Source organism: Rhodococcus sp. p52 (assembly GCF_000763325.2).
Classification (GTDB): Bacteria; Actinomycetota; Actinomycetes; order Mycobacteriales; family Mycobacteriaceae; genus Rhodococcus; species Rhodococcus pyridinivorans.
Genome location: NZ_CP016819.1, coordinates 350,117 through 371,554, shown reverse-complemented (window position 1 = coordinate 371,554; position 21,438 = coordinate 350,117). Strand labels below are relative to the sequence as shown.

Here is a 21,438-nt window from a genome sequence, read left to right as displayed (position 1 = left end):
ACCAGCAATGACGCTGCTGTGACGTTGTGTAACAGCCTTGTTAGGGATCGCGCCGAACCGATGCCGGCCGGTGCGGACGGATCAGAAGTCGCGTTCGATCCGCAGCACACCGATGGTTGTGGCAAGGGCGTCGTACTGCGTGACCAGCAGACAGAACTCGATGAGCCTGCGGTCGTCGTAGAACTGCGCGAGCGACGCCCACGTCTCGTCGGACAGATTCTTCGTCGCCACGAGTTCGTCGACGGCGGCGAGAAGAGCGCAGTGCCTTGCCTGCCAGCCGGGAGCGTCGGGTCCGGCAACGATACGCTCGCGCACCTCGTCGGTGATGCCGGCACGGCGACCCAGGCGGGTGTGGTGGTCGAATTCGTAACCGCACTCGCGCAGATGCGCGACGCGCAGGATGACCATCTCCGATTCGAACCGGCCGAGACGGCCGAACGGCATGAGCATGCCGGCGTAGTGCAACCACCCGCGGAACAGCCGTCCGGTGCGGCCGAGGGTGCTGAACAGGTGGGCGTCCGAGGTGCCGCCGGCGGCGGACAGGGCCTTCCATGTCACCCAGTTGATCGGGCCGAGTTCCTTGAAACGTCCGGGCGGGATGCGGGGTGTCATGAGCGCCAGTGTGCCGCACCGGACCCGTCCGGTCACGTGACACGACCGGAAGTGTCAGTCTCGGACGGCCCGGGCCATCCGCGCGAAGGCGCGTGCCTCCTCGGCCCGGCGCACGACCACCGATCGCGAGGTGTCGATGTGGGCGAGCAGCAGGTCGTGGGCGTCGTCGAGCTTGTCGGCGAGAACCAGCTCGGCGACCTCGATGTGCTCGTCGACGGTCGCGACGATGCGGTCGGGGGTCAGATAGTCGAACATCCGCACCGGGCGCACCTTGGCGTTCACCGAGGCCAGCGCGTCGCACAGGGCACGGTTGCCGGAGGCGGCGAGCAACGTCATGTGGAAGCGCTCGTCGAGCGTGACGAAGCCGGCGTCGGGCTCGGGCGGATCCTCGCGGATCTCATACCAGCGGTCGAGCTCGGGACCGAGGACGTCGGGATCGTGCCGCACCGACTCGCTGTCGAGTGCGCGGCGAATCCCGCGCAGCTCCAGGGTGGTCCGCAGCTCGTACAGGTCGGCGAGGTCGTCGAAGCGCGGACGGTAGGGGTACAACCCCTGGTCGCGGCGTTCGACGAGCCCGTCGGAGACCAGTCGGGCGAGGGCCTCGCGTACCGGCGTGCGCGACACCTCGTACTGTTCGGCGAGGCGTTCTTCACTGAGTCGTTCGTCAGGGGAGGCGGTCCCGGACATCAGACGATCGCGCAGGGCCTTGTAGACCCACTCGCGCCGTGTGTCGGCGGCCATCAGATCGCCATCGCCGCACGGACGGTGGAGGCGGCGTCGACACCACCGTCACCCGTCGAGGTGATGCGCCCGGATTCGAGGACGTAGTAGTGCAGGGCGTTGTCGAGGGCGAAACCGATGTGCTGTTCGACGAGCAGCACCCCGAGGTCGCCACTGCGGCCGAGTTCGACGATGGTGTTCTCGATCTCGGTGACCACCGATGGCTGGATGCCTTCGGTGGGCTCGTCGAGGATGAGCATGCGCGGCTCGGTGATCAGCGCGCGGGCGATGGCGAGTTGCTGGCGCTGACCGCCGGAGAGCAGGCCGGCGCGGCGGTCGAGTAGCGGGACGAGGGCGGGGAACAGGTCGAGCATGTCGGTGATCAACTGACGGCCGTTGCGGCGCGTGTCGGCGACGACCTGCAGGTTTTCCCGGCAGGTGAGCTGACCGAAGGACTGTTGCCCCTGCGGGACGTAGGCCAGGCCGCGGGTGACGCGGGCAGATGGTCGCAGCGAGGTGATGTCGTCACCGTCGAAGAGGATCTTTCCCTTGGTGACGGGCAGCAGGCCGACGGCGGCGCGCAGCAGTGTGGTCTTGCCGGCACCGTTGTGGCCCATGACCGCGACGGTCTTGCCGGTCGGCACGGTCAGGGAGATGCCGTGCAGGATCTCGGTGCGACCGTAACCGGCGCGGACGTCGACGAGTTCGAGCATCATGCCTCCTGAGCAGTGGTGGCGGTCCCGAGGTAGACCTGCTGGACCTGCGGGTCGTTCTGGACCTGGTCGACGGTGCCGTCGGCGATGACCTTGCCGCGGGCGAGGACGGTGACGGAGGTGGCGAAGGCGCGCATGAAGTCCATGTCGTGCTCGACGACGACCACCGTGCGCTGCGCGCCGATGCGGCGCAGCAGCTGCCCGGTCTCCTCGCGTTCGTCGCCGCTCATTCCGGCGACGGGTTCGTCGAGGAGCAGCACGTCGGCGTTCTGCACGAGCAGCATGCCGATCTCGAGCCACTGCTTCTGCCCGTGGGCGAGGATGCCCGCGGGGGTGTCGCGGTGGGCGGTCAGGCCGATCGTCTCGAGTGTTTCCTCGATCTCGGGCAGAACGTTGTTGCGGCGGCGCAGCAACTGCCACGGGGAGCGGCTCCCGCCGGCGGCGATGTCGAGGTTCTGCAGAACGGACAGTTCCTCGAAGACCGAGGCGGTCTGGAAGGTGCGGCCGACACCGAGGCGCGCGATCTTGTGGGTCTTCTTGCCGAGCAGTTCGACGCCGGATTTGGTGATCGAGCCGGTCGCCGGGACCAGGCCGGTGACGGCGTCGACGAGGGTGGTCTTGCCGGCGCCGTTGGGGCCGATGAGGAACCGCAGGTCGCCTTGGAGGAGGGTGAGGTCGACGCCGTCGACGGCGGTGAAGCCGTCGAAGGTGACACGCAGGTCGCGGATCTCGAGGTAGTCGCTGCTCATTCCGGCGTTGCCGCCGTAGACGGGTTTGCTCATCGCACGGGCTCCATCTCGGGAAGGTCGGCGGGCTCGGGTTCGGTCGGGGGGGTGGGTTCGGTCGGGGTGGTGCGGCGGCGCCGGCGGAGCAGGGGGATGACTCCGGCGAGGCCGGCGGGGAAGAAGCCGACGACGACGATGAACAGCAGGCCCTGCGCGTAGGTCCAGGCGGAGGGGAAGTTCTCCGACAGGGTGGTCTGTGCCCACGCCACGCCCACCGCGCCGAGGACCGGGCCGAGCAGGGTGGTGCGTCCGCCGATGGCGACACCGATGAGGAACGCAATCGACGGGACGATGCCGACGTCGGCGGGGGAGATGATGCCGACGATGGGCACGAACATCGCCCCGGCGATGCCGGCGAAGAAGGCCGCGACGGTGTAGGCGGCCACCTTGATCAGGGCGGGATCGTAGCCCAGGAAGCGGACCCGCTCCTCCTGGTCACGCACGGCGACGAGCAGTTCGCCGTAGCGGGACTGCATGAGCTGGCGGGTCGCGGCGACGACGAGCAGCAGGATCGCGGCGACGATGAAGAACAGCATCCGCTTGTTGACCGGATCGGACAGGTCGTAGCCGAAGAAGGTGCGGAAACGGTTGAGGCCGTTGGATCCTCCGGTGGACTGCTGGCCGATGAGCAGGATCGCGAAGGCGGCGGCCAGTGCCTGGGAGAGGATGGCGAAGTAGGCGCCCTTGACGCGGCGGGCGAACACACCGAAGCCGAGCAGGGCGGCGAGCAGGGCCGGCACGATCAGGATCGCCAGCAGCGTGACGGCGGGGGAGGCGAACGGGGTCCAGTAGGCGGGTAGTTCCCGGATGCCCGCGATCTGCATGAAGTCCGGGACGGTGTCGCCGCGGAGCTGCGCGTCGGAGATCTTCAGGTGCATGGCCATGATGTAGGCGCCGAGGCCGAAGAAGACACCCTGGCCGAGGGTGAGCATGCCACCGCGGCCCCAGGCCAGGCCGATGCCGGCGGCGACGATCGCGAAGCACAGGAACTTGCCGAGCAGGCCGAGCCGGAAATCGGAGAGGACGGCGGGGGCGAGACCGAACAGGACGATCGCGGCGATCGCGAATCCGCCTGCTGTGCGTACGGGTCCGGGTCGGGTGAAGGTGCGGGTCGAGAAGGTCGCGGGCATCAGACCAGGCTCCTCGTCTTGACGGCGAACAGGCCCTGCGGACGGACCTGCAGGAAGATCACGATGAGCACGAACACGATGACCTTCGCGATCGACGCGGTCGTGGAGTACTCGATGAACGAATTGAGCAGGCCCAGTGCGACGGCCGCGAGCACGGCGCCCTCGATGCGGCCGAGACCGCCAATGACGACCACGAGGAAGGCGTCGATGAGGTACGACTGGCCGATGGTCGGGCTGGTCGAGCCGATGAGTGTCAGGGCCACACCGGCGAGGCCGGCCAGGCCCGAGCCGAGGAAGAAGGTCGTGATGTCGGTGCGGCGCGACGAGATGCCCACCGTCTCGGCGAGATCGCGGTTCTGCACCACGGCCCGGATCCGTCGTCCCATCGGGGTGTACTTCATCGACGCGATCAGGGCGACCACGCAGACCACGGCGAGGGCGAGGATGAACAGGCGGGTCTTCGGGACCACCGCCCCGAAGATCTCCACACCACCGGAGAGCCAGGACGGTGCGACGACGTTGACGGCGGGGGCGCCGAAGATGTCGCGGGCGGCCTGCTGCAGCAGCAGGCCCACACCGAAGGTCACCAGCAGGGTGTCGAGCGGGCGGTGGTACATGCGGCGGATGAGGGTGACCTCGAGGATCACACCCATCACGCCGCCCACCAGGAAGCCGACGAGCAGGGAGACGAACAGGGACATCCCGGCCGAGGAGATCACCTGCTGCACGACGAAGGCGGTGTAGCTGCCGGCCATGATGAATTCGCCGTGGGCCATGTTGATCACGCCCATCTGGCCGAACGTCAGCGACAGCCCCAGTGCTGCCAGCAACAGGATCGATCCGATACTCAATCCTGTGAAGAGCTGTCCTACAAGGACATCCATGTCGTCTCCCTCTTCGGCTTCCGTGCTCAGTTACCGGACAGGCCCGACGCCCAGTCGTAGGACTCGAGGTACGGGTCGGGCTCGATGGCGCCGTCGGACTCCCAGACGGTGTAGATCAGGCCGTCGCCGCGGATCTCACCGATGCGAGCGGTCTTGGTGATGTGGTGGTTGTCGCCATCGATCGTGACGGTGCCCTCGGGGGCGTCGAAGGTCACGCCGTCGGCGGCTTCGACGACGTCGTCGACCTCGAAGGACTCGGCCTTCTCGACGGTGTTCTTCCACAGGTAGACCGAGGTGTAGGCGGCCTCCATGGGATCGGAGGTCGGCTTGTTCGCGCCGTACTTCGCCTTGTACGCCTCGACGAACGAGGTGTTCTCGGGGGAGTCGACGGTCTGGTAGTAGTTCCACGCGGTGAGCTGGCCCTCGATGTTCTGCGCGCCGATGCCGCCCACCTCCTCCTCGGCGATGGACACCGACACGACCGGCATGTCCTTCGCGTTGAGGCCGGCGTTGGTGTACTCGCGGAAGAACGCGACATTGGAGTCGCCGTTGAGTGTGTTGAACACCGCGTCGGCGTCGGCGGTGCGCACCTTGTTGACGATGGTGGAGAAGTCGGTGGAGCCGAGCGGGGTGTAGTCCTCACCCTTGATCTCGATGTCGTTGGCCTCGGCGTACGCCTTGATGAGGCGGTTGGCGGTCTGCGGGAAGACGTAGTCGCTACCGACGAGGTAGAGCGACTTCACGCCCTGTTCCTTCAGGTAGTCCAGGGCCGGCACGATCTGCTGGTTGGTGGTCGCGCCGGTGTAGAAGATGTTCGATGACGACTCGAGGCCCTCGTACTGGACGGGGTAGTACAGCAGCGCGTTGCGGTCCTCGAAGACCGGCAGCATCGCCTTGCGACTCGACGATGTCCAGCCACCGAACACCGCTGCGACGCAGTCGGATCCGATGAGCTTTTCGGCCTTCTCCGCGAACACCGCCGGCTCGGATGCGCCGTCCTCGGAGACGATCTCGATCTGCTTGCCGAGCACACCGCCGTCGGCGTTGATCTCCTCGACGGCCAGCGCGATCGAGTCGCGGACGGTGACCTCGGAGATCGCCATCGTGCCCGACAGGGAGTTGAGCGAGCCGACCTTGACGGTGTCGCCCGAGGTGTCGACGCACGACGCAGCACCGGAGGCGGCCGTGCTGCCCTCGTCACCTGCGCGGCTTCCGCAGGCGGACAGCACGAGTCCGACTGCGACGAGTGCTGCGGGGGCCGCGATGGCGCGGGTGGCGAGCCTGGACCTGACAACAGACATGTAGAGCCCTTCCTTCGAAGGTGTGGCCTGAGGGGACCCCGGTGTATCCGGGAGGCGTATACAGCGCTGTATCCGTGAGGCCACACAGTAGAAGGGAGTTGTTGCGCGGGAATATCTTCCGGTCACGGTCTCGTGACACAGATTTCGTGGGCGTTACAAAGTGCGCACAAGCATCAGCTACGACCTTCGCTATCCGCTACGGCAATCGCTGCGGCGGATAGCTGACGGTGTAGCGAACTGTTTGTCCACAGGTGGCGAGATCATCCACAGGCGACGCGAATACCGGTGTTCGCACCGCGTCTGCACCACGACGATCGGGCACGGTTGTCCGCATGCGACCGACACCTTTCCTGCGGACCACCGCTCTCGCTTGCGGGATGACCGACTCCGAGATCCGTCGTGCGGTACGCGCCGGTGAACTCGAGCGACTCGAACCCGGCGTCTACCTCCACCGCGACGACTCCCTCGACGAACTCGATCGCTATCGCGTGCGCGTGCGATCCGTCGGGGCAGTGCTCGCGCCCGGCACGGTGATCAGCCACGAGTCCGCCGCCGTCCTGCACGGGCTCGCCCTGTGGAAGCCGGATCTCACGCGGGTCCACGTCACCCGCGGCAGATCGGGTGGTGGTCGGAGGAACGCGAACCGTCACCTGCACGTCGCCCCTCTGCGTCCTCACGACCTGTCGGAGGTCGCGGGCATAGCGTGCACCTCGCTCGCCCGGACCGTCGTGGATCTCGCCTGCACACTCGACTTCGACGAAGCCGTGATCGCGGGTGATTGTGCTGCGGCTCGTGATGCCGAGTTCGGCTCCGCGTTGCTCTGTTGTCTCGACGAGTCCGGGCCGCGTAGGGGTATCGCCGCGGCGCGACGCGTGGCTGCATTTCTCGACGGTCGCAGCGAGAGTCCGGGAGAATCGCTGAGTCGCATCCGGATGCACCAGGCCGGCATGCCCGCACAGACGCTCCAGAAGGAGATACGAACACCCGACGGGCAGTTCGTCGCCCGGGTCGACTTCCTCTGGGAGGACGAAGGAGTCGTCGGTGAGTTCGACGGGATGGGCAAGTACGACGAGGGAGGCGTCGAGGCCCTACGGAACGAGAAGCGACGGGAGGACGCCCTGCGCGACCTCGGCTTCGAAGTGGTCAGGTGGACGTGGCCCGAACTGTCCCGGTTCGACGTCGTCCTCGCTCGCTTCGACCGTGCCGTCGCCCGTGCGTGGCGGTAACCGCTACCGTCCCAGCTATGTGCCGCATCTGCTTCCGCTGCGGATGGCAAACAAGCGAGCGGATGCGTCAGGCGGGGTCGAGGACCGAGCCCATCACGCGCTCGACTGCGATCTCGATGACGACGCGGCGAGGGTTGGGGCGGGGTTCGCGGTAGCGGGCGGCGTAGCGACGCTCGCCCTCGCGGACGTCGGCCGGCTCGCGCGTAACGCGGGCCGGGCCCTCGAGGGTGAGCCAGCGACCGCCGTCGACCTGGCTCACCACCGCGTAACCCCCGCGCTCGACGTTGAGGGTCTTCTGGGAGCCCTCGAAGGTGATGACGCGGACGAGGCCGGCCTCGCCGTCCCACGTGAACCCGACGGCGACGACGTGCGGCGAGCCGTCCTTGCGGAGGGTCGTGAGCGTCGCGAGGTGGTACTCGGACAGGAACTCGAGTGCCTTCGCGCCTATCGCGTCGGGGGTGCGTGCCATGCGACGAGCCTACCGACGCTCAGCGCACCAGATACGGCGAGACCGACGAACGGTGCTCGTTGATGTCGATCTCCTTGCCCAGGGGCGGGAAGGCACGCTGCGGGCAGTTCATCCGCTCGCACACGCGGCAACCCGAGCCGATCGGCGTGCCGGGGTTGGACTCGTCGAGGTCGAGACCGTCGGCGTAGACGAGCCGATGCGCGTGCCGCAGTTCGCAGCCGAGACCGATCGCGAACGTCTTCGACGGCTGGCCGTAGCGCGCGGCACGACGCTCGACCGTGCGCGCGACCCACAGATAGCGACGACCGTCGGGCATCTGCGCGATCTGCGTCATGATCTTGCCGGGATAGGCGAAGGTCTCGTAGACGTTCCACAACGGGCACGTACCGCCGCTCGTGGAGAAGTGGAAACCGGTGGCGGACTGGCGCTTCGACATGTTCCCCGCGCGGTCGACACGCACGAACGAGAACGGGACGCCCCGTAACTTCGGACGTTGCAGGGTCGACAACCGGTGCGCGATCGTCTCGTAGCTCACGCCGTAGAAGGCCGACAGACGCTCGACGTCGTAGCGGAAGTCCTCGGCGATCTCGTGGAACTGCGTGTACGGCAGGATCAGTGCGGCCGCCCAGTAGTTGGCGAGCCCGAGCCGGGCCAGCGCGCGCGAGGCATCGCTCGTGAACGCACCCTCCTCGACGAGGCGATCGATGAGTTCCCCGCACTCCAGGTACGCGAGTTCGATGGCCAGCTTGAAGACCTGCTGCCCGCCGGACAGCTGCGGCGCGACCTCGAGGACACGGGTCTCGGGGTCGTAGCGGTGCAGGATGTTCTCGCCGAGATCGATGCGCTTGACGATCTGCACGTCGTGGACCGTGGTCATGCGGCGGGCGATCTCGCCGCCGACGTCGCCGCGGTGGAACCGGATGCGGTTGGCGAGTTCCTCGGCCGCGGTGTCGAGATCGTGCAGGTAGTTCTGCCGCTGGTAGAAGTAGTCGCGCACCTCTTCGTGGGGCATGGTGATCGCACCGCTGCCACTGCCGTCGCTGTACCTCTCCTCGGTCGCGACGGCGAGCTGGGCGGTGGTGTTGCGGAAGCGCCGGTGGAGGTTGACCATCGCGCGCGCCAGAGTGGGGTGCGCCGCGACCATCTCGGCGATCTCCTGGGCGTCGGCCTCGATGCCCATCTCCCGGTCGAGCGCGACCTCCCGCATCTCCGCGATCAGTCGGGTGTCGTCCTGCGAGGAGAAGAAGGTGGCGTCGACCCCGAAGACCTCGCTGATGCGGAGCAGGACGGGCACGGTCAGAGGCCTGACGTCGTGCTCGATCTGGTTGAGATAGCTCGCCGAGATCTCGAGGGTCTTGGCGAGGGCAGCCTGGCTGAGTCCTCGCTCGGTGCGTAGCTGCCGCAGCCGGGCGCCTACATAGGTCTTGGCCATTCGCCCAGGGTAGAACTGCCTCGCAGCCTTCGCAAGGCGGCGTTCGCAGCGTGTTAATCGACGGTCACCGGGGGAGCTTCGAGGCCGAACCACGAGCCCGGCGCGAACGCCTCGAAGTGGATCGACCCGGGGGACACACCCGACGCGACGAGATCGGAGCGGATGGCACGCATGAACGGGATCGGACCGCACACGTAGGTGCTGGCGTCGCCCGGAATCGTCAGCCCGGACAGGGGAGTTCGCCCGTCGCTGCGGATCTCGTCGTACTCGGTGTAGCGCACGTGCAGCCGGGCGTCCGGCAACGAGTCGACCAGGATGCCGATCTCGGTCCGGTGCGGTTGCTCGTAGGGGGTGCGGTCGACGTGGACGACGTCGACGCTCCGGTCGTCGCCTCGGGACTGCATGTCGCGCAGCGCCGCGACGGTCATCGTCACGCCCACGCCCGCCGAGACGAGCAGCAGCGGTTCGCTGCCCCGATCGACGACGACGCTGCCGAAGGGCGGCGACACGAGGAGGTGATCGCCGACGCGCAGGCCGTCGCACAGCACGGGGGAGACGAGTCCGCCGGGCACTCGCTTGACGGTGACGGCCCACTCGCCGCTCACCCTGCCGGGGAACACGGTGTACTGGCGGATCTGCTCGGAGCCGTCGGGCAGCGCGACTCGCACCGAGATGTACTGGCCGGGAAGGAAGGCCGGCAGCGGCTCGCCGTCGACGGAACGGAGGTGGAGGGTGGCCGCGTGCGCGCCGTCGTACTCGTGCTCGGTGACGACCACGCGACGCCAGATGTCGCCGGGCGCCACACCGGCCCGCCGGTACAGCTCCGTCTCCTGCTCGACGAGCGAGTTCGCCATCAGCGTGTACACCTCGTGCCAGGCCACGGCGACCTGCGGTGTGACGGCGTCACCGAGGACCTCGGCGATCGCGGCGAACAGGTGCGTCCGCACGATCCCGTAGTGCGCTGCCTGCACGCCGAGGGACGCGTGCTTGGCGGCGATCCGCTCCATGATGGGGTCGATATCGGTCGGTGCATGGGTGACCAGCAGTGATGCGAAGGCGGCGACCGAGTCGGCGAGTGCCCGCTGCTGGGCCCCGTTGGCCTGGTTGGTGCGGTTGAAGGTGTCCCGCAGGGACGGGACGGCCCGGAAGAGCCGGTTGTAGAAGACACGTGAGATCGTGCCGATCTCGGCGCCGACCACCGGCAGGGTCGCTTCGACGATCGACCGCGACGTACTCGAGAGAATGTCGACTCCTCGTGTTCGGGGGCTGTTCGGCCGGGGCCCTGAGACACGAAGGCGCTACGACGCACCGGCCCCGATCCGGCCCGAGACATGTTACGGATGGGATTCCAGGGGTCAATGGGGATCACAAACGGCGATCAACGCTTGTGAAGGCAGTCACAGACAGGTGTCCGGTCCGTCCCGCGGTGGGTGATTCGTCGGGACGGGTCGTTCCGACGGCGTGGGCCGGACGACAGCGGCAAAAGCCGAGGTAGTTGCTACTCGCGGGTAATAAACGCGTGCCCGATTCGGGTAGTTGGACCGACCATCGATTAGCAATCTTCGCAATGCCTGCAACGAAAATAACCGAGATTGGCATTAGCAACAGGTAGACGGGTTTTTTGGACTGTGTCATTGTCGTTCTTGTACATCCGAACGGCACGCAAAGGATGTGAAGTCGTACACGCGTACTGCTTCATCCCGAGCGGGGCAGATCTAGAGAGTGGAGATTTGATGTCGACCACCGGCACCCCGAGGACTGCAGAAGAGATCCAGAAGGATTGGGACACCAATCCGCGCTGGAAGGGGATCACCCGCAACTACACCGCCGAGCAGGTCGCCAAGCTGCAGGGCAACGTCGTCGAGGAGGCCACCCTCGCTCGCCGCGGTTCCGAGATCCTGTGGGACCTCGTCAACAACGAGGACTACATCAACTCGCTGGGCGCCCTCACCGGCAACCAGGCGGTCCAGCAGGTCCGCGCCGGCCTGAAGGCCATCTACCTCTCCGGTTGGCAGGTCGCCGGCGACGCCAACCTGTCCGGCCACACCTACCCGGACCAGTCGCTGTACCCGGCGAACTCGGTTCCGCAGGTCGTCCGCCGCATCAACAACGCGCTGCTGCGCGCCGACGAGATCGCCAAGGTCGAGGGCGACACCTCCGTCGACAACTGGCTCGCTCCGATCGTCGCCGACGGTGAGGCCGGCTTCGGTGGCGCCCTCAACGTCTACGAGCTGCAGAAGGCCATGATCGCGGCCGGCGTCGCCGGTTCGCACTGGGAGGACCAGCTCGCGTCGGAGAAGAAGTGCGGTCACCTCGGTGGCAAGGTGCTCATCCCCACGCAGCAGCACATCCGCACCCTGACCTCGGCTCGCCTCGCGGCCGACGTCGCGGACGTCCCGACCGTGGTCATCGCCCGCACCGACGCCGAGGCCGCGACCCTCATCACCTCCGATGTCGACGAGCGCGACCGCCCGTTCATCACCGGTGAGCGCACCGCCGAGGGCTTCTACCACGTCAAGAACGGCATCGAGCCCTGCATCGCCCGTGCGAAGGCCTACGCTCCGTACTCCGACCTCATCTGGATGGAGACCGGTGTGCCGGATCTCGAGGTCGCCAAGAAGTTCGCCGAGGGCGTCCGCAGCGAGTTCCCGGACCAGCTGCTGGCCTACAACTGCTCGCCGTCCTTCAACTGGAAGGCGCACCTGGACGACGCGACCATCGCGAAGTTCCAGAAGGAGCTCGGCGCGATGGGCTTCAAGTTCCAGTTCATCACCCTCGCCGGCTTCCACTCGCTCAACTACGGCATGTTCGACCTGGCGCACGGCTACGCCCGCGAGGGCATGACGGCCTTCGTCGACCTGCAGGAGCGCGAGTTCAAGGCGGCCAAGGAGCGCGGCTTCACCGCCATCAAGCACCAGCGTGAGGTCGGTGCCGGCTACTTCGACACCATCGCCACCACCGTCGATCCCAACACCTCCACGGCTGCCCTGAAGGGCTCCACCGAGGAAGGCCAGTTCCACTAGGAACAAGCGCCACCGAAGAGGCCACCACCCCCCGGCGGGATCCACAGGTCCCCATGTCCTGCCGCGGGGTGCGTGCGTATCAGGGGCAGTTCTGCACCCGCGCACCCGATGGGTCCGCACCTGTACTTCCGGCCTCGGCCACGACCCCCACAACGAGAAGGAGCTGACGTGACCAGCGAAAAGATTCAGCGCGTCGGCGTGATCGGCGCCGGCATCATGGGCGCAGGTATCGCCGAGGTGTGCGCACGCGCTCATGTCGACGTACTGGTGTTCGAGCAGACCCGCGAACTCGCGGCTGCCGGACGCGCCCGCATCCTCCGGTCGCTGGACCGGGGTGTGAGCAGCGGGAAGATCACCGAACGGGAGCGTGAGCAGGCCGCATGGCGTCTGCGTTTCACCTCCGATCTCGGTGACTTCGCCGATCGGCAGCTCGTCGTGGAGGCCGTCGTCGAGGACGAGAAGATCAAGAGCGAGATCTTCGCCGAACTCGACAAGATCGTCACCGATCCCCACGCGGTGCTCGCATCGAACACCTCGTCGATCCCGATCATGAAGCTCGGTATCGCGACCGGTGCCCCCGAGCGTGTCATCGGCATGCACTTCTTCAACCCTGTGCCGGTGCTCCCGCTCGTCGAGCTCGTCACCACCCTGAAGACCAGCCCCACCGTCACCAAGCGCGCCGAGGCGTTCGCCGCCGACGTACTGGGCAAGCAGGTCGTGCGGTCCTCCGACCGTGCAGGTTTCATCGCCAACGCACTGCTGGTGCCGTACCTGCTCTCGGCGATCCGGATGGTCGAGTCCGGTTTCGCCACCAAGGAGGACATCGACAAGACGATGGTCCTGGGTTGCGCCCACCCGATGGGTCCGCTGGCCCTGACCGACCTCGTCGGTCTGGACACCGTCAAGTCGATCGCCGACTCCATGTACGAGGAGTTCAAGGAGCCCCTGTACTCGGCCCCGCCGCTGCTGCAGCGCATGGTCGAGGCGGGACTCGTCGGCAAGAAGTCGGGCGCCGGCTTCTACGAGTACGCCGACAACGGTCGCACGGTCAAGAAGGCCGGCTAGCCAGGTAGCACCACCGCACACGGCGCCCGTGCCCGGCGACAGTGTTCCGAACACTGGTCACCGGTGCACGGGCGCGATGTGCATGAGGGAAAGGTCGACGCCGACATGGCAACTCTCGCCGACGGATACGGATCGAGCATCCTCGGGTACCCGCGCATCGGGCCCCGCCGCGAGCTCAAGTTCGCCCTCGAGGCCTACTGGCACGGTGAGGGCACGCGCGACGAACTCGTCGCGGTCGCTCGCGAGCTCCAGGAGAACACCTGGCGCGAGCTCGCAGCCACGGGTCTGACCCAGGTACCCGGCAACACGTTCTCCTACTACGACCACGTCCTGGACAACGCCCTGTTGTTCGGAGCGCTGCCCGAGCGGTTCCGTCCGCTGGCCGACGAGCTCGACCCGCTCGATCTGTACTTCACGCTGTGCCGTGGACGCGAGGACTTCCCGCCGCTCGAGCTGGTGCGGTGGTTCGGTAGCAACTACCACTACCGCCAGCCCGAACTCGACGAGAACACCGTCTTCGAGCTGAACTCGGCGACTGTGCTCGACGAGTTCGAGCGTGCGAAGGCCGAGGGCGTCGAGCTGCGGCCGGTGGTGCTCGGCCCGGTCTCGCTGCTGCTGCTGTCGAAGGTCGCGCCGACGTCGACGAAGGAGGGCTTCCGCACCCTCGACCTGCTCGACGCGCTGCTCCCCGAGTACGAGAAGCTCTTCGAGCAGCTCGCCCGCGCCGGCGCGACCTGCGTGCAGCTCGACGAGCCGTCGTTCACCGAGGACCGCAGCGAGGAGGAGCTCGCAGCCCTCGCGCGTGCCTACGACGTGCTCTCGCACGCTCCGCTGCGTCCGCGTCTGCTCGTGACCGGCCCGTACGGGCATCTCGGCGAGGCGTTGCCGATCCTGGCCGCGTCGAAGATCGAGGCGATCGGCCTGGACCTGGTCGACGGCCGCATCAGCGCGGACGAACTGGCCGCCGTGCCCGGACTCAAGCGCAAGCGCATCTACGCCGGTGTCGTCGACGGCCGCAACGTGTGGAAGGTCGACCGCCACCGCACCCTCGAATACCTGAAGTCGATCGTCGCGGTCGCACCGGATCTCGTCGTGTCGACCTCGTCCTCGCTGCTGCACGTGCCCTACGACGTGCTCGTCGAGTACGACATCCCCGGCGACGTCGCCGATCGTCTCGCGTTCGCGAAGCAGAAGGTGGGGGAGGTGGTCTCCCTCGCCAAGGCACTGACGACCGGTGCCGAGGAGCGGTGGCGCAAGCCGCCCGTGTCGGTGCACTTCAAGCAGAAGCACACCGTCCGTGCACGTCTGAACGCGATCACGCCCGCCCATCGGGTGCGTGCGCCGTACGAGGAACGCCGCGTCGCGCAGCAGAAGCGCCTGGATCTGCCGCCGGTGCCGGCGACGACCCTGGGCTCGTTCCCGCAGACCGCGGAGATCCGCAGGGCACGAGCAGAACTCGGTCGTGGCCGGATGTCGTACGACGAGTACGTCAAGCGCATCCAGGAGGAGATCGAGTCCACCATCCGTCTGCAGGAGGACATCGGTCTCGACGTCCTCGTCCACGGCGAGCACGAACGCAACGACATGGTGCAGTACTTCGCCGAGCTGATGGAGGGCTTCGCCACCACGCACTTCGGCTGGGTGCAGGCCTACGGTTCGCGCTGCACGCGTCCGCCGATCCTCTACGGCGACATCGTGCGCCCGAAGCCGATGACGGTCGAGTGGATCTCGTTCGCACAGTCGCTGACCGACAAGCCGGTCAAGGGCATGCTCACCGGTCCGGTGACGATGCTGGCGCGTTCCTACGTGCGTCAGGATCAACCGCTCCACGAGACGGCCGACCAGCTCGCGCTGGCCATCCGCGACGAGATCACCGATCTCGAGCGGGCGGGCATCGCGATCATCCAGGTCGACGAACCGGCCATCCGTGAGTTGCTGCCGCTGCGGCAGGACGGACGCGCCGAGTACCTCGACTGGGCCGTCGACGCCTTCCGTCTCGCCACCGGTGGTGCGAAGCCGGAGACGCAGATCCACACGCACCTGACCTATTCGGGTCAGGCGTCGGTGGTCGACGCGATCGAGCGGCTCGACGCCGACGTCACGGCGATCGTGGCGACGCGCTCGATCCGCTGGGTGCTCGAGGCGATCAAGGACCGCGCGCTGTCCCACGGTGTCGGTCCCGGTGTCTACGAGTCGCGGTCGGCCCGGATCCCGGACATCGACGAGCTCGACGAGTTGCTCACCGAGGCGGCGGAATCGGTGGAACTCGACCGGTTGTGGGCCAATCCGGACGGTGGCCTCAAGACCCGTCATCACTGGCAGCTCGAGCCGTCGTTGCGCAACCTCGTCGCCGCGGCGCGACGACTGCGCCGCCGGGCGGCACAACAGGCCGACCAGGCCGGATAGCCGAACCGTCTCGACGACGCGCACCCGCGGGAGTCCCCCGCGGGTGCACGTCGTCGTGAGGCGGAGTAGTTGTGGAGGAATGACGTCCACAACCGGTACGACCACCGTCGCCGCCTACGCCGCCACCGCGCCCGATGCGCCCCTGTCGAAGACCACCGTCGAACGACGTGCCCTCGGCCCGCTCGACGTGCTCATCGAGATCGAGTTCGCCGGCATCTGCCATTCCGACATCCACACCGCCCGGAACGAGTGGGGTGGAACCAAGTACCCGATCGTGCCGGGTCACGAGATCGTCGGTACCGTCGCCGCCGTCGGGTCCGAGGTCACGAGACATGCCGTCGGCGACCGTGTCGGCGTGGGCTGCTTCGTGAACTCCTGTGGCGAATGTGATCCCTGCCGAACGGGATTCGAACAGCATTGCACCAATCGGGTGACGGGGACCTACAACTCCGTCGACCGCGACGGCACCGTCACCCAGGGCGGCTACTCGACGCACATCGTCGTCACCGAACACTTCGTCCTGAGGATTCCCGACGGACTCGACCCGGCCGCCGCGGCACCTCTGCTGTGCGCGGGAATCACCCTGTACTCGCCGCTGAAGCGATGGAATGCCGGGCCGGGGAGCAAGGTCGCGATCATCGGCATGGGCGGCCTCGGGCACGTCGGCGTGAAGATTGCGGCAGCCATGGGGGCGGAGGTGACGGTGCTCGGCCACTCGCTGTCGAAGCGGGACGACGGCCTGCGATTCGGTGCGGTCGACTACCGGTCCACCGAGGACGAGTCGACGTTCAAGGAGCTGCGCGGGAAGTTCGACCTGATCCTCAACACCGTCTCGGTCAACCTCGACCTCGACCGCTACCTGTCGCTGCTGCGGCTGCACGGCACCCTCGTCGGCCTCGGCCTGCCCGAGAAGCCGCTGTCGGTGCGGGCGTTCTCGCTCGCGATGAACGATCGTGCGATGGCCGGATCGAATGTCGGCGGCATCCCCGACACGCAGGCGATGCTCGATTTCTGCGCAGAGCACGGTATCGGTGCGGAGATCGAACTGATCTCCGCAGACCGGATCAACGAGGCATACGACCGTGTGGTCGCCAGTGATGTGCGCTATCGCTTCGTGATCGACGCCTCGACGTTCTGACCGTGTCGACGTCCCGGGTAACGAGAACCCGGGACGTCGACCCCGTCAGAAGTTGTCGCCGAGCTGATCGCGGAGCTGCGCGAGGGTCTTCGTGAGCAGACGCGACACGTGCATCTGCGAGACACCCACGCGCTCAGCGATCTGCGTCTGCGTCATGTTGCCGAAGAAGCGCAGCAGCACGACCGTGCGTTCGCGGGCCGGAAGGGCCTCGAGCAGCGGACGCAGTGCCTCGTGGTTCTCGACCTCGTCCAGCGCGGCGTCGTAGTCGCCGAGCGTGTCGGCGAGGGTGAGCCCGTCGTCGCCCGACGGGGACGATCGGTCCACCGACACCGTCTGGTAGGCGTTACCGGCCACGAGACCCTGCAACACCTCCTCCTGATCGATGCCGAGTTCCTCGGCGAGCTCGGAAGCGGTGGGCGCACGTCCGAGCTGCTGGGAGAGCTCGGAGGTGGCCTTGCTCAGGGACAGGTGCAGTTCCTTCATGCGCCTCGGCACACGAACGGCCCAGCCGGCGTCCCGGAAGTGCCGGCGCACCTCGCCCATGATCGTGGGGACCGCGAAGGAGACGAAATCCGAGCCGCGTTCGGGGTCGAACCGGTCGACCGCGTTGACCAGGCCCAGACGCGCGACCTGCAGCAGGTCCTCGAAGGCCTCACCACGGCCGTCGAAGCGCCGGGCGATGTGCTCGGCGAGCGGAAGGCACCGCTCGACCACTTCGTCGCGGATGCGGATGCGACCGGGGTCGCCCTCCTCGAGTGCGAGGAGTGTTCTCAGCGTTTCGGTGACGTCGGCGTACTCGTCGCTCGACCTACCCGTGTTGCGCGTCACCGATCGGCGCTGCCTTCGGCGATGGACATGTCGATCGTGGCGCGCGAGTCGTCGCTCGTCACCGAGATGGACTCGGTCAGCGAGTTGAGCACGTGCCATCCGAAGGAGCGCGGCTGCCCGATTGCGGAGGCATCGTTCGTCGGTGCCGAGAGGCTGATGTGCAGCAGAGGAAGGGCCGCCCGGAAGGAGCATGCCAGAACGGCGTCCTCGGGAGCGCCCATGATCAGCCGCGTGGCCGCTTCGTCGACGGCGAGCTTCACGTCCGCCACGGTATCGAGGTCGAAGTCGTGCTGCAGCGCGATCGCGGCGGCTACCGCTCGGAGCACTGCGAGCTGATCGGGATGGGCCTCTACTCGAAGTTCGACTACCGGGGGATTGTGGTCGCGTGCCGATTCGATCGACGCGGATTTTGCCATGAGCCTGATGTCTCCAGTACGGGGAGTGGGGGTACGAGCGGGTCGTGTCTGTCTGGTCGTCGGAGAGATTACCCAGATATCGCGAATTCAATCCATCCGCCGTGACCTGGGCAGGGGTCCGCAACATGCCCGAAATGCACGTTCGATGTGTTGAGCGCCGATGGTTCGTGGACTACTGTTGGGGCAGAAGGTTGAGCACACAGCCGAGAACACGGAAGCACCCCCGTTTCGGGAGGGTTCCGATCGGTCACCGGTTGTGCCTGTCTCGTAGGTCGTGCTTCCTGCAATTTTCGATGTTGGGAAGTGCTATGACAGTTCCTCAGCGAATTGCCGCACAGGTAGATTCCGTCCCATCCGCATGGTCGGCTCGGCCGATCAGGTCCGATATCCCCGCAGAGCGGGTCGTCGGTGCGGAATTCAGTGCTCAGAGGATCGAGCCGGACCTCGTCTGGATCGATGTGCGCGGCGAGATCGACATCCGTAACGCACACGCTCTCCACGCGTTCACCCATCGGCAGCTCGAAGAATCGATCCGTATGGTCGTCGACCTCGGGGCAGTCGAATTCTTCGGTGCGGCGGGGTTGTCGGTCTTCGACGATCTCGACGAGCGCGCGCGTGCCCTGAACGTCCGCTGGGCTCTTCTGAGTGGGCGACCGGTGGAACGGTTGCTCCGGGTCGCCGATGCCGCCATCGCCGCCAAGGCCTGCAGGACACGTGAAGCAGCGCTCGCTGCGGTCGCTCCTGTGATGTAAGAGGAGAGTCGACCACACGGCGTGGCACGCGATGCGCCACGCCCCTCCATACCGTTGCCGTTCGGGACACCCGGGCGGCAACGGTTCTGTTTCGGGACGCCTCCGATCCACCGACCGGCCCGACCTGCCCGTTTCGTCACTTCGACCCGGGGGAACCCGCTGATGAACCCGAGGAGGTCGAGATGAGCACGAACGACTGGATTCTGCTGGTGATAGCGGTGGTCGTCGCGTTGGTGGTGCTGGCCGTGCTGGTGTGGACGCTTCGCAACCGGCGCGCCGAGCGACGGCGTGCCGAAGCCGAACGTCTGCGTCGCAGCGTCGAAGAGAACAGGCCCGGTGTCGAACAACGGACCGCGTCGGCCGAACGCACCGAAGCGGAGGCCCGCCGCGCCGCGGCGGAAGCCGAAGCCAAGGCAGCCGAGGCCGAGCGGCTGCGTGCTCGCTCCGAGGACGAACGCCGTACCGCCGAAGCGGCCCGCGCCGAACTCGACGAGCGTCGTCGCCGTGCGGAGGAACTGGATCCCCGTTCCGCAGAGCGTGCCGATCGCGGTGACCACCGCGGGGAATCGGCTCCGGGAACGGCAGGGTCGCCGACCTCGAACTCGGTGCCCGGCGGCGAGGGCCGGATCGGCGAGGTCGGTGGGGCGGGGGCGCACTGGAACGATCAGGACTTCCGTCGCTGATCGTTCCAGTGCATGTGCCGAGTTCGATGGGCGCTACTGCACACCGGTCCGTGCGGTCCGGTGTGCAGTACGCCTGACCGGCACGCACCGTTCGTAGGCGCGAAGAGTGTCCTCCGCCACGCGATCCCAGGTGTACCGGGCGAGCACGCGGTCGCGTCCGGCGATACCGAAGGTGGCGCGTGTCGTCGCATCGGAGAGAAGCCGGCGTGCGGCGGCCGCGACGGCCTCGGGGGAGCGGGTGGGCACGAGAAGGCCTGTGGCGTCGTCGAGCACGGTGTCGAGCATTCCACCCGAGGCGGTTGCGATGACCGGGCGACCACACGACATCGCCTGCAGGGCGAGCATCCCCGATGGATCGTGCCAGGGGGTGGAGACCACGGCGTCGGCGGACAGGAGCAGACCGGGCATCTCGTCCCGCCCGACGTCGCGTCGGATCCGGACGCGTCCCTGCACACCGCGTACGCGTGCGAGCTTCACCAGACGGGACTTCTCCTGCTCGTCTGCTCGGCGCGACAGGTACGGCGGAGCGGGATGCGCGGCGATGACGAGTTCGGTGTCGGGAATGCCCGCCAGCGCTTCGATGGCGATGTCGAATCCGGAGCCCGGTTCGAGAGGACCGGCTGCGAGCAGGCGATGCTTGCGGGTCCTCGTGGTGTCGGGAGCGGCGGCGGTGCTGTAGTGCGCGGCGTCCACTCCACTCGGCACCACTGTGGTCCGCGTGCGGGGGAGTCCCATGCGCGCCAGCTCGAACACCTCGTCGGAACTCGTCGCGATCATGCGCGTCGCACCCCGGGCGATGAGTCGCTCCAAGCGGATTCGGTCGCGCGCGGATGCGTCCATCGCCGTCTTCTCCCGGATGCGGTGCTCGACCGTGCCGAGGGAGTGGAAGGTCTGGACCGTGGGGATGCCCAGTGAGCGGGTGGCGAGCTGGGTGGCCAGTCCGGACAGCCAGTAGTGGGCGTGGGTGATGTCCGGTGGTCGCTGACGCCACTCCCGATCCAGGAAGCTCCCGAATTCGCCCATTGCCGAGGCGGTTTCGTCGGGGCGCAGCGGGGACGGCGGTCCTGCCGGTACCTGCACCACTTCGTATCCACCAGGGGCGGAGATCCGGTCGGGGCCGTCGCGGTCCTCGCGGCGGGTGTAGACCACCACCTCGTGGCCGGCCCCGGCGAGGGCGGAGGACAGTTCGGCCAGGTGGACGTGCAGTCCTTGCGGCGCTGCACCTGCGTGCGCGCCGTGACCGAGCAGGGGATTCACTTGTCCGGCAACCATCGCGATCTTCACCACAGCGGTATTCCCGTGTGTGGTGGGGGATAAACCGGTCACGGCGCGTCGGTACGAACCGAAATACGCTGCTGTCCCGCCTGTTCGTTCGTGCGGGTCGGTGGCTCCGGCCGTCCCGGGCCGGGACGACCGGGCGCCGGATCAGATGATGGCGCGGGCGGAGATGGTGGCGTAGGCGACCATCAGCACCAGCAGTGCCCATCCTGCGCCCTGCCAGATCGGCCAGCGACCGCCGCGCTTCCATGTGCGGTACGCCGTCCACAGTGCACCGAGACCGCCGAGCAGGAGCACGAGTGTGGGGCCGAAGACGAGGATCTGGCGGGCGGGATCGGTGCACACCGCGAATGCGGCGTCGCTGCAGTCCTGTCCGGAGTTCGTGCCCCAGAGGATGGCGACGCCCATCACCACGAGTGCAGCGACGATCACGCCCCCGGCGTACATCGTGGCCTTACGGGCCGTGCGGGGGTCGTTCCAACGTTTCTCCACATCCTGGGTCATGGCTCTCCTCACGTCGAAGGGCGCGCGGGCGCAGCGACCGGCGCGGCGCCGGGCGCGGCGCCGGGCGCGACTC

The 21,438-nt window shown here is 67.4% G+C and carries 21 protein-coding genes; 7 read left to right on the top strand and 14 right to left on the bottom strand.

The window, feature by feature from the left end:
* Nucleotides 1-81: 81 nt before the first annotated feature.
* From IM25_RS01635 to urtA, 7 genes are read right to left on the bottom strand one after another with little or no spacing between them, the layout of a single operon-like run.
* Complete coding sequence (locus IM25_RS01635; protein WP_024101778.1) at nucleotides 82-612, bottom strand: carboxymuconolactone decarboxylase family protein; 531 nt, start codon at nucleotides 610-612, stop codon at nucleotides 82-84.
* 54 nt (nucleotides 613-666) lie between these two features.
* Nucleotides 667-1,353 carry a GntR family transcriptional regulator gene (locus tag IM25_RS01630; protein ID WP_033096149.1) on the bottom strand — a complete coding sequence of 229 codons (687 nt, stop codon included), beginning with the start codon at nucleotides 1,351-1,353 and terminating at the stop codon, nucleotides 667-669.
* On the bottom strand, nucleotides 1,353-2,045 hold the full coding sequence (gene urtE / locus IM25_RS01625; RefSeq protein ID WP_033096359.1) for an urea ABC transporter ATP-binding subunit UrtE: 693 nt from the start codon (nucleotides 2,043-2,045) through the stop codon (nucleotides 1,353-1,355). Before urtE ends, IM25_RS01630 begins: the two co-directional genes overlap by 1 nt.
* A complete protein-coding gene (urtD, locus tag IM25_RS01620) occupies nucleotides 2,045-2,827 on the bottom strand; it encodes an urea ABC transporter ATP-binding protein UrtD (protein ID WP_065995682.1) in 783 nt (260 codons plus the stop codon). The genes urtE and urtD overlap by 1 nt, the downstream gene beginning before the upstream one ends.
* Nucleotides 2,824-3,960 (bottom strand): urea ABC transporter permease subunit UrtC, encoded by a 1,137-nt coding sequence (gene urtC / locus IM25_RS01615; protein WP_065995681.1) that lies wholly within the window; start codon nucleotides 3,958-3,960, stop codon nucleotides 2,824-2,826. Before urtC ends, urtD begins: the two co-directional genes overlap by 4 nt.
* Complete coding sequence (gene urtB / locus IM25_RS01610) at nucleotides 3,960-4,844, bottom strand: urea ABC transporter permease subunit UrtB (protein WP_006553586.1); 885 nt, start codon at nucleotides 4,842-4,844, stop codon at nucleotides 3,960-3,962. Before urtB ends, urtC begins: the two co-directional genes overlap by 1 nt.
* 26 nt (nucleotides 4,845-4,870) lie before the next feature.
* Nucleotides 4,871-6,145 carry an urea ABC transporter substrate-binding protein gene (urtA, locus tag IM25_RS01605; protein ID WP_033096146.1) on the bottom strand — a complete coding sequence of 425 codons (1,275 nt, stop codon included), beginning with the start codon at nucleotides 6,143-6,145 and terminating at the stop codon, nucleotides 4,871-4,873.
* A 332-nt stretch (nucleotides 6,146-6,477) separates the two neighbouring features.
* Between urtA and IM25_RS01600 the strand changes: the two genes are divergently transcribed.
* Complete coding sequence (locus IM25_RS01600) at nucleotides 6,478-7,371, top strand: type IV toxin-antitoxin system AbiEi family antitoxin domain-containing protein (RefSeq protein ID WP_033096145.1); 894 nt, start codon at nucleotides 6,478-6,480, stop codon at nucleotides 7,369-7,371.
* A 67-nt stretch (nucleotides 7,372-7,438) separates the two neighbouring features.
* Here IM25_RS01600 and IM25_RS01595 read toward each other — a convergent pair whose 3' ends face one another.
* From IM25_RS01595 to IM25_RS01585, 3 genes are read right to left on the bottom strand one after another with little or no spacing between them, the layout of a single operon-like run.
* Entirely contained in the window at nucleotides 7,439-7,840 is a 402-nt protein-coding gene (locus IM25_RS01595) for a PPOX class F420-dependent oxidoreductase (RefSeq protein ID WP_033096144.1), read from the bottom strand.
* Between the two features lie 19 nt (nucleotides 7,841-7,859).
* Complete coding sequence (gene ramB / locus IM25_RS01590; protein ID WP_016693078.1) at nucleotides 7,860-9,272, bottom strand: acetate metabolism transcriptional regulator RamB; 1,413 nt, start codon at nucleotides 9,270-9,272, stop codon at nucleotides 7,860-7,862.
* Between the two features lie 53 nt (nucleotides 9,273-9,325).
* Nucleotides 9,326-10,471, bottom strand: coding sequence for a globin domain-containing protein (locus IM25_RS01585; protein WP_052039930.1), 1,146 nt, complete (start codon nucleotides 10,469-10,471; stop codon nucleotides 9,326-9,328).
* Between the two features lie 534 nt (nucleotides 10,472-11,005).
* On the opposite strand from IM25_RS01585, the gene aceA reads away from it, so the two are divergent.
* From aceA to IM25_RS01565, 4 genes are all read left to right on the top strand, one after another.
* Nucleotides 11,006-12,295, top strand: coding sequence for an isocitrate lyase (gene aceA, locus IM25_RS01580; protein ID WP_006553580.1), 1,290 nt, complete (start codon nucleotides 11,006-11,008; stop codon nucleotides 12,293-12,295).
* 168 nt (nucleotides 12,296-12,463) lie between these two features.
* Entirely contained in the window at nucleotides 12,464-13,360 is an 897-nt protein-coding gene (locus IM25_RS01575) for a 3-hydroxybutyryl-CoA dehydrogenase (protein ID WP_016693080.1), read from the top strand.
* A gap of 105 nt (nucleotides 13,361-13,465) precedes the next feature.
* Nucleotides 13,466-15,766: a 5-methyltetrahydropteroyltriglutamate--homocysteine S-methyltransferase gene (metE, locus tag IM25_RS01570; RefSeq protein ID WP_033096358.1), complete on the top strand. Its 2,301-nt coding sequence runs from the start codon at nucleotides 13,466-13,468 to the stop codon at nucleotides 15,764-15,766.
* A 79-nt stretch (nucleotides 15,767-15,845) separates the two neighbouring features.
* On the top strand, nucleotides 15,846-16,904 hold the full coding sequence (locus IM25_RS01565; protein ID WP_016693082.1) for an NAD(P)-dependent alcohol dehydrogenase: 1,059 nt from the start codon (nucleotides 15,846-15,848) through the stop codon (nucleotides 16,902-16,904).
* A gap of 45 nt (nucleotides 16,905-16,949) precedes the next feature.
* Here IM25_RS01565 and IM25_RS01560 read toward each other — a convergent pair whose 3' ends face one another.
* Complete coding sequence (locus IM25_RS01560; protein ID WP_016693083.1) at nucleotides 16,950-17,732, bottom strand: SigB/SigF/SigG family RNA polymerase sigma factor; 783 nt, start codon at nucleotides 17,730-17,732, stop codon at nucleotides 16,950-16,952.
* On the bottom strand, nucleotides 17,729-18,148 hold the full coding sequence (locus IM25_RS01555) for an ATP-binding protein (protein ID WP_026061321.1): 420 nt from the start codon (nucleotides 18,146-18,148) through the stop codon (nucleotides 17,729-17,731). The genes IM25_RS01560 and IM25_RS01555 overlap by 4 nt, the downstream gene beginning before the upstream one ends.
* A 125-nt stretch (nucleotides 18,149-18,273) precedes the next feature.
* Between IM25_RS01555 and IM25_RS27555 the strand changes: the two genes are divergently transcribed.
* Nucleotides 18,274-18,900, top strand: a complete 627-nt coding sequence (locus tag IM25_RS27555; protein WP_367652610.1) for an STAS domain-containing protein — start codon at nucleotides 18,274-18,276, stop codon at nucleotides 18,898-18,900.
* 182 nt (nucleotides 18,901-19,082) lie between these two features.
* Complete coding sequence (locus IM25_RS01545) at nucleotides 19,083-19,583, top strand: membrane protein (RefSeq protein WP_033096141.1); 501 nt, start codon at nucleotides 19,083-19,085, stop codon at nucleotides 19,581-19,583.
* 33 nt (nucleotides 19,584-19,616) lie between these two features.
* On the opposite strand, the gene IM25_RS01540 is transcribed toward IM25_RS01545, so the two are convergent.
* Both IM25_RS01540 and IM25_RS01535 read right to left on the bottom strand, forming a co-directional pair.
* Entirely contained in the window at nucleotides 19,617-20,870 is a 1,254-nt protein-coding gene (locus IM25_RS01540) for a glycosyltransferase (protein ID WP_033096140.1), read from the bottom strand.
* Between the two features lie 138 nt (nucleotides 20,871-21,008).
* Nucleotides 21,009-21,365, bottom strand: coding sequence for a hypothetical protein (locus IM25_RS01535; protein ID WP_033096139.1), 357 nt, complete (start codon nucleotides 21,363-21,365; stop codon nucleotides 21,009-21,011).
* Nucleotides 21,366-21,438 lie beyond the last annotated feature (73 nt).

Coding starts and splice junctions, on each gene's coding strand:
- aceA (WP_006553580.1), top strand. CDS start 11,006: ATGTCGACCACCGGCACCCCGAGGACTGCAGAAGAGATCCAGAAGGAT.
- IM25_RS27555 (WP_367652610.1), top strand. CDS start 18,274: ATGCCCGAAATGCACGTTCGATGTGTTGAGCGCCGATGGTTCGTGGAC.
- IM25_RS01635 (WP_024101778.1), bottom strand. CDS start 612: ATGACACCCCGCATCCCGCCCGGACGTTTCAAGGAACTCGGCCCGATC.
- ramB (WP_016693078.1), bottom strand. CDS start 9,272: ATGGCCAAGACCTATGTAGGCGCCCGGCTGCGGCAGCTACGCACCGAG.
- urtC (WP_065995681.1), bottom strand. CDS start 3,960: ATGCCCGCGACCTTCTCGACCCGCACCTTCACCCGACCCGGACCCGTA.
- urtB (WP_006553586.1), bottom strand. CDS start 4,844: ATGGATGTCCTTGTAGGACAGCTCTTCACAGGATTGAGTATCGGATCG.
- urtE (WP_033096359.1), bottom strand. CDS start 2,045: ATGCTCGAACTCGTCGACGTCCGCGCCGGTTACGGTCGCACCGAGATC.
- IM25_RS01630 (WP_033096149.1), bottom strand. CDS start 1,353: ATGGCCGCCGACACACGGCGCGAGTGGGTCTACAAGGCCCTGCGCGAT.
- IM25_RS01535 (WP_033096139.1), bottom strand. CDS start 21,365: ATGACCCAGGATGTGGAGAAACGTTGGAACGACCCCCGCACGGCCCGT.
- urtD (WP_065995682.1), bottom strand. CDS start 2,827: ATGAGCAAACCCGTCTACGGCGGCAACGCCGGAATGAGCAGCGACTAC.
- metE (WP_033096358.1), top strand. CDS start 13,466: ATGGCAACTCTCGCCGACGGATACGGATCGAGCATCCTCGGGTACCCG.
- IM25_RS01545 (WP_033096141.1), top strand. CDS start 19,083: ATGAGCACGAACGACTGGATTCTGCTGGTGATAGCGGTGGTCGTCGCG.
- IM25_RS01600 (WP_033096145.1), top strand. CDS start 6,478: ATGCGACCGACACCTTTCCTGCGGACCACCGCTCTCGCTTGCGGGATG.
- IM25_RS01565 (WP_016693082.1), top strand. CDS start 15,846: ATGACGTCCACAACCGGTACGACCACCGTCGCCGCCTACGCCGCCACC.
- IM25_RS01555 (WP_026061321.1), bottom strand. CDS start 18,148: ATGGCAAAATCCGCGTCGATCGAATCGGCACGCGACCACAATCCCCCG.
- urtA (WP_033096146.1), bottom strand. CDS start 6,145: ATGTCTGTTGTCAGGTCCAGGCTCGCCACCCGCGCCATCGCGGCCCCC.
- IM25_RS01595 (WP_033096144.1), bottom strand. CDS start 7,840: ATGGCACGCACCCCCGACGCGATAGGCGCGAAGGCACTCGAGTTCCTG.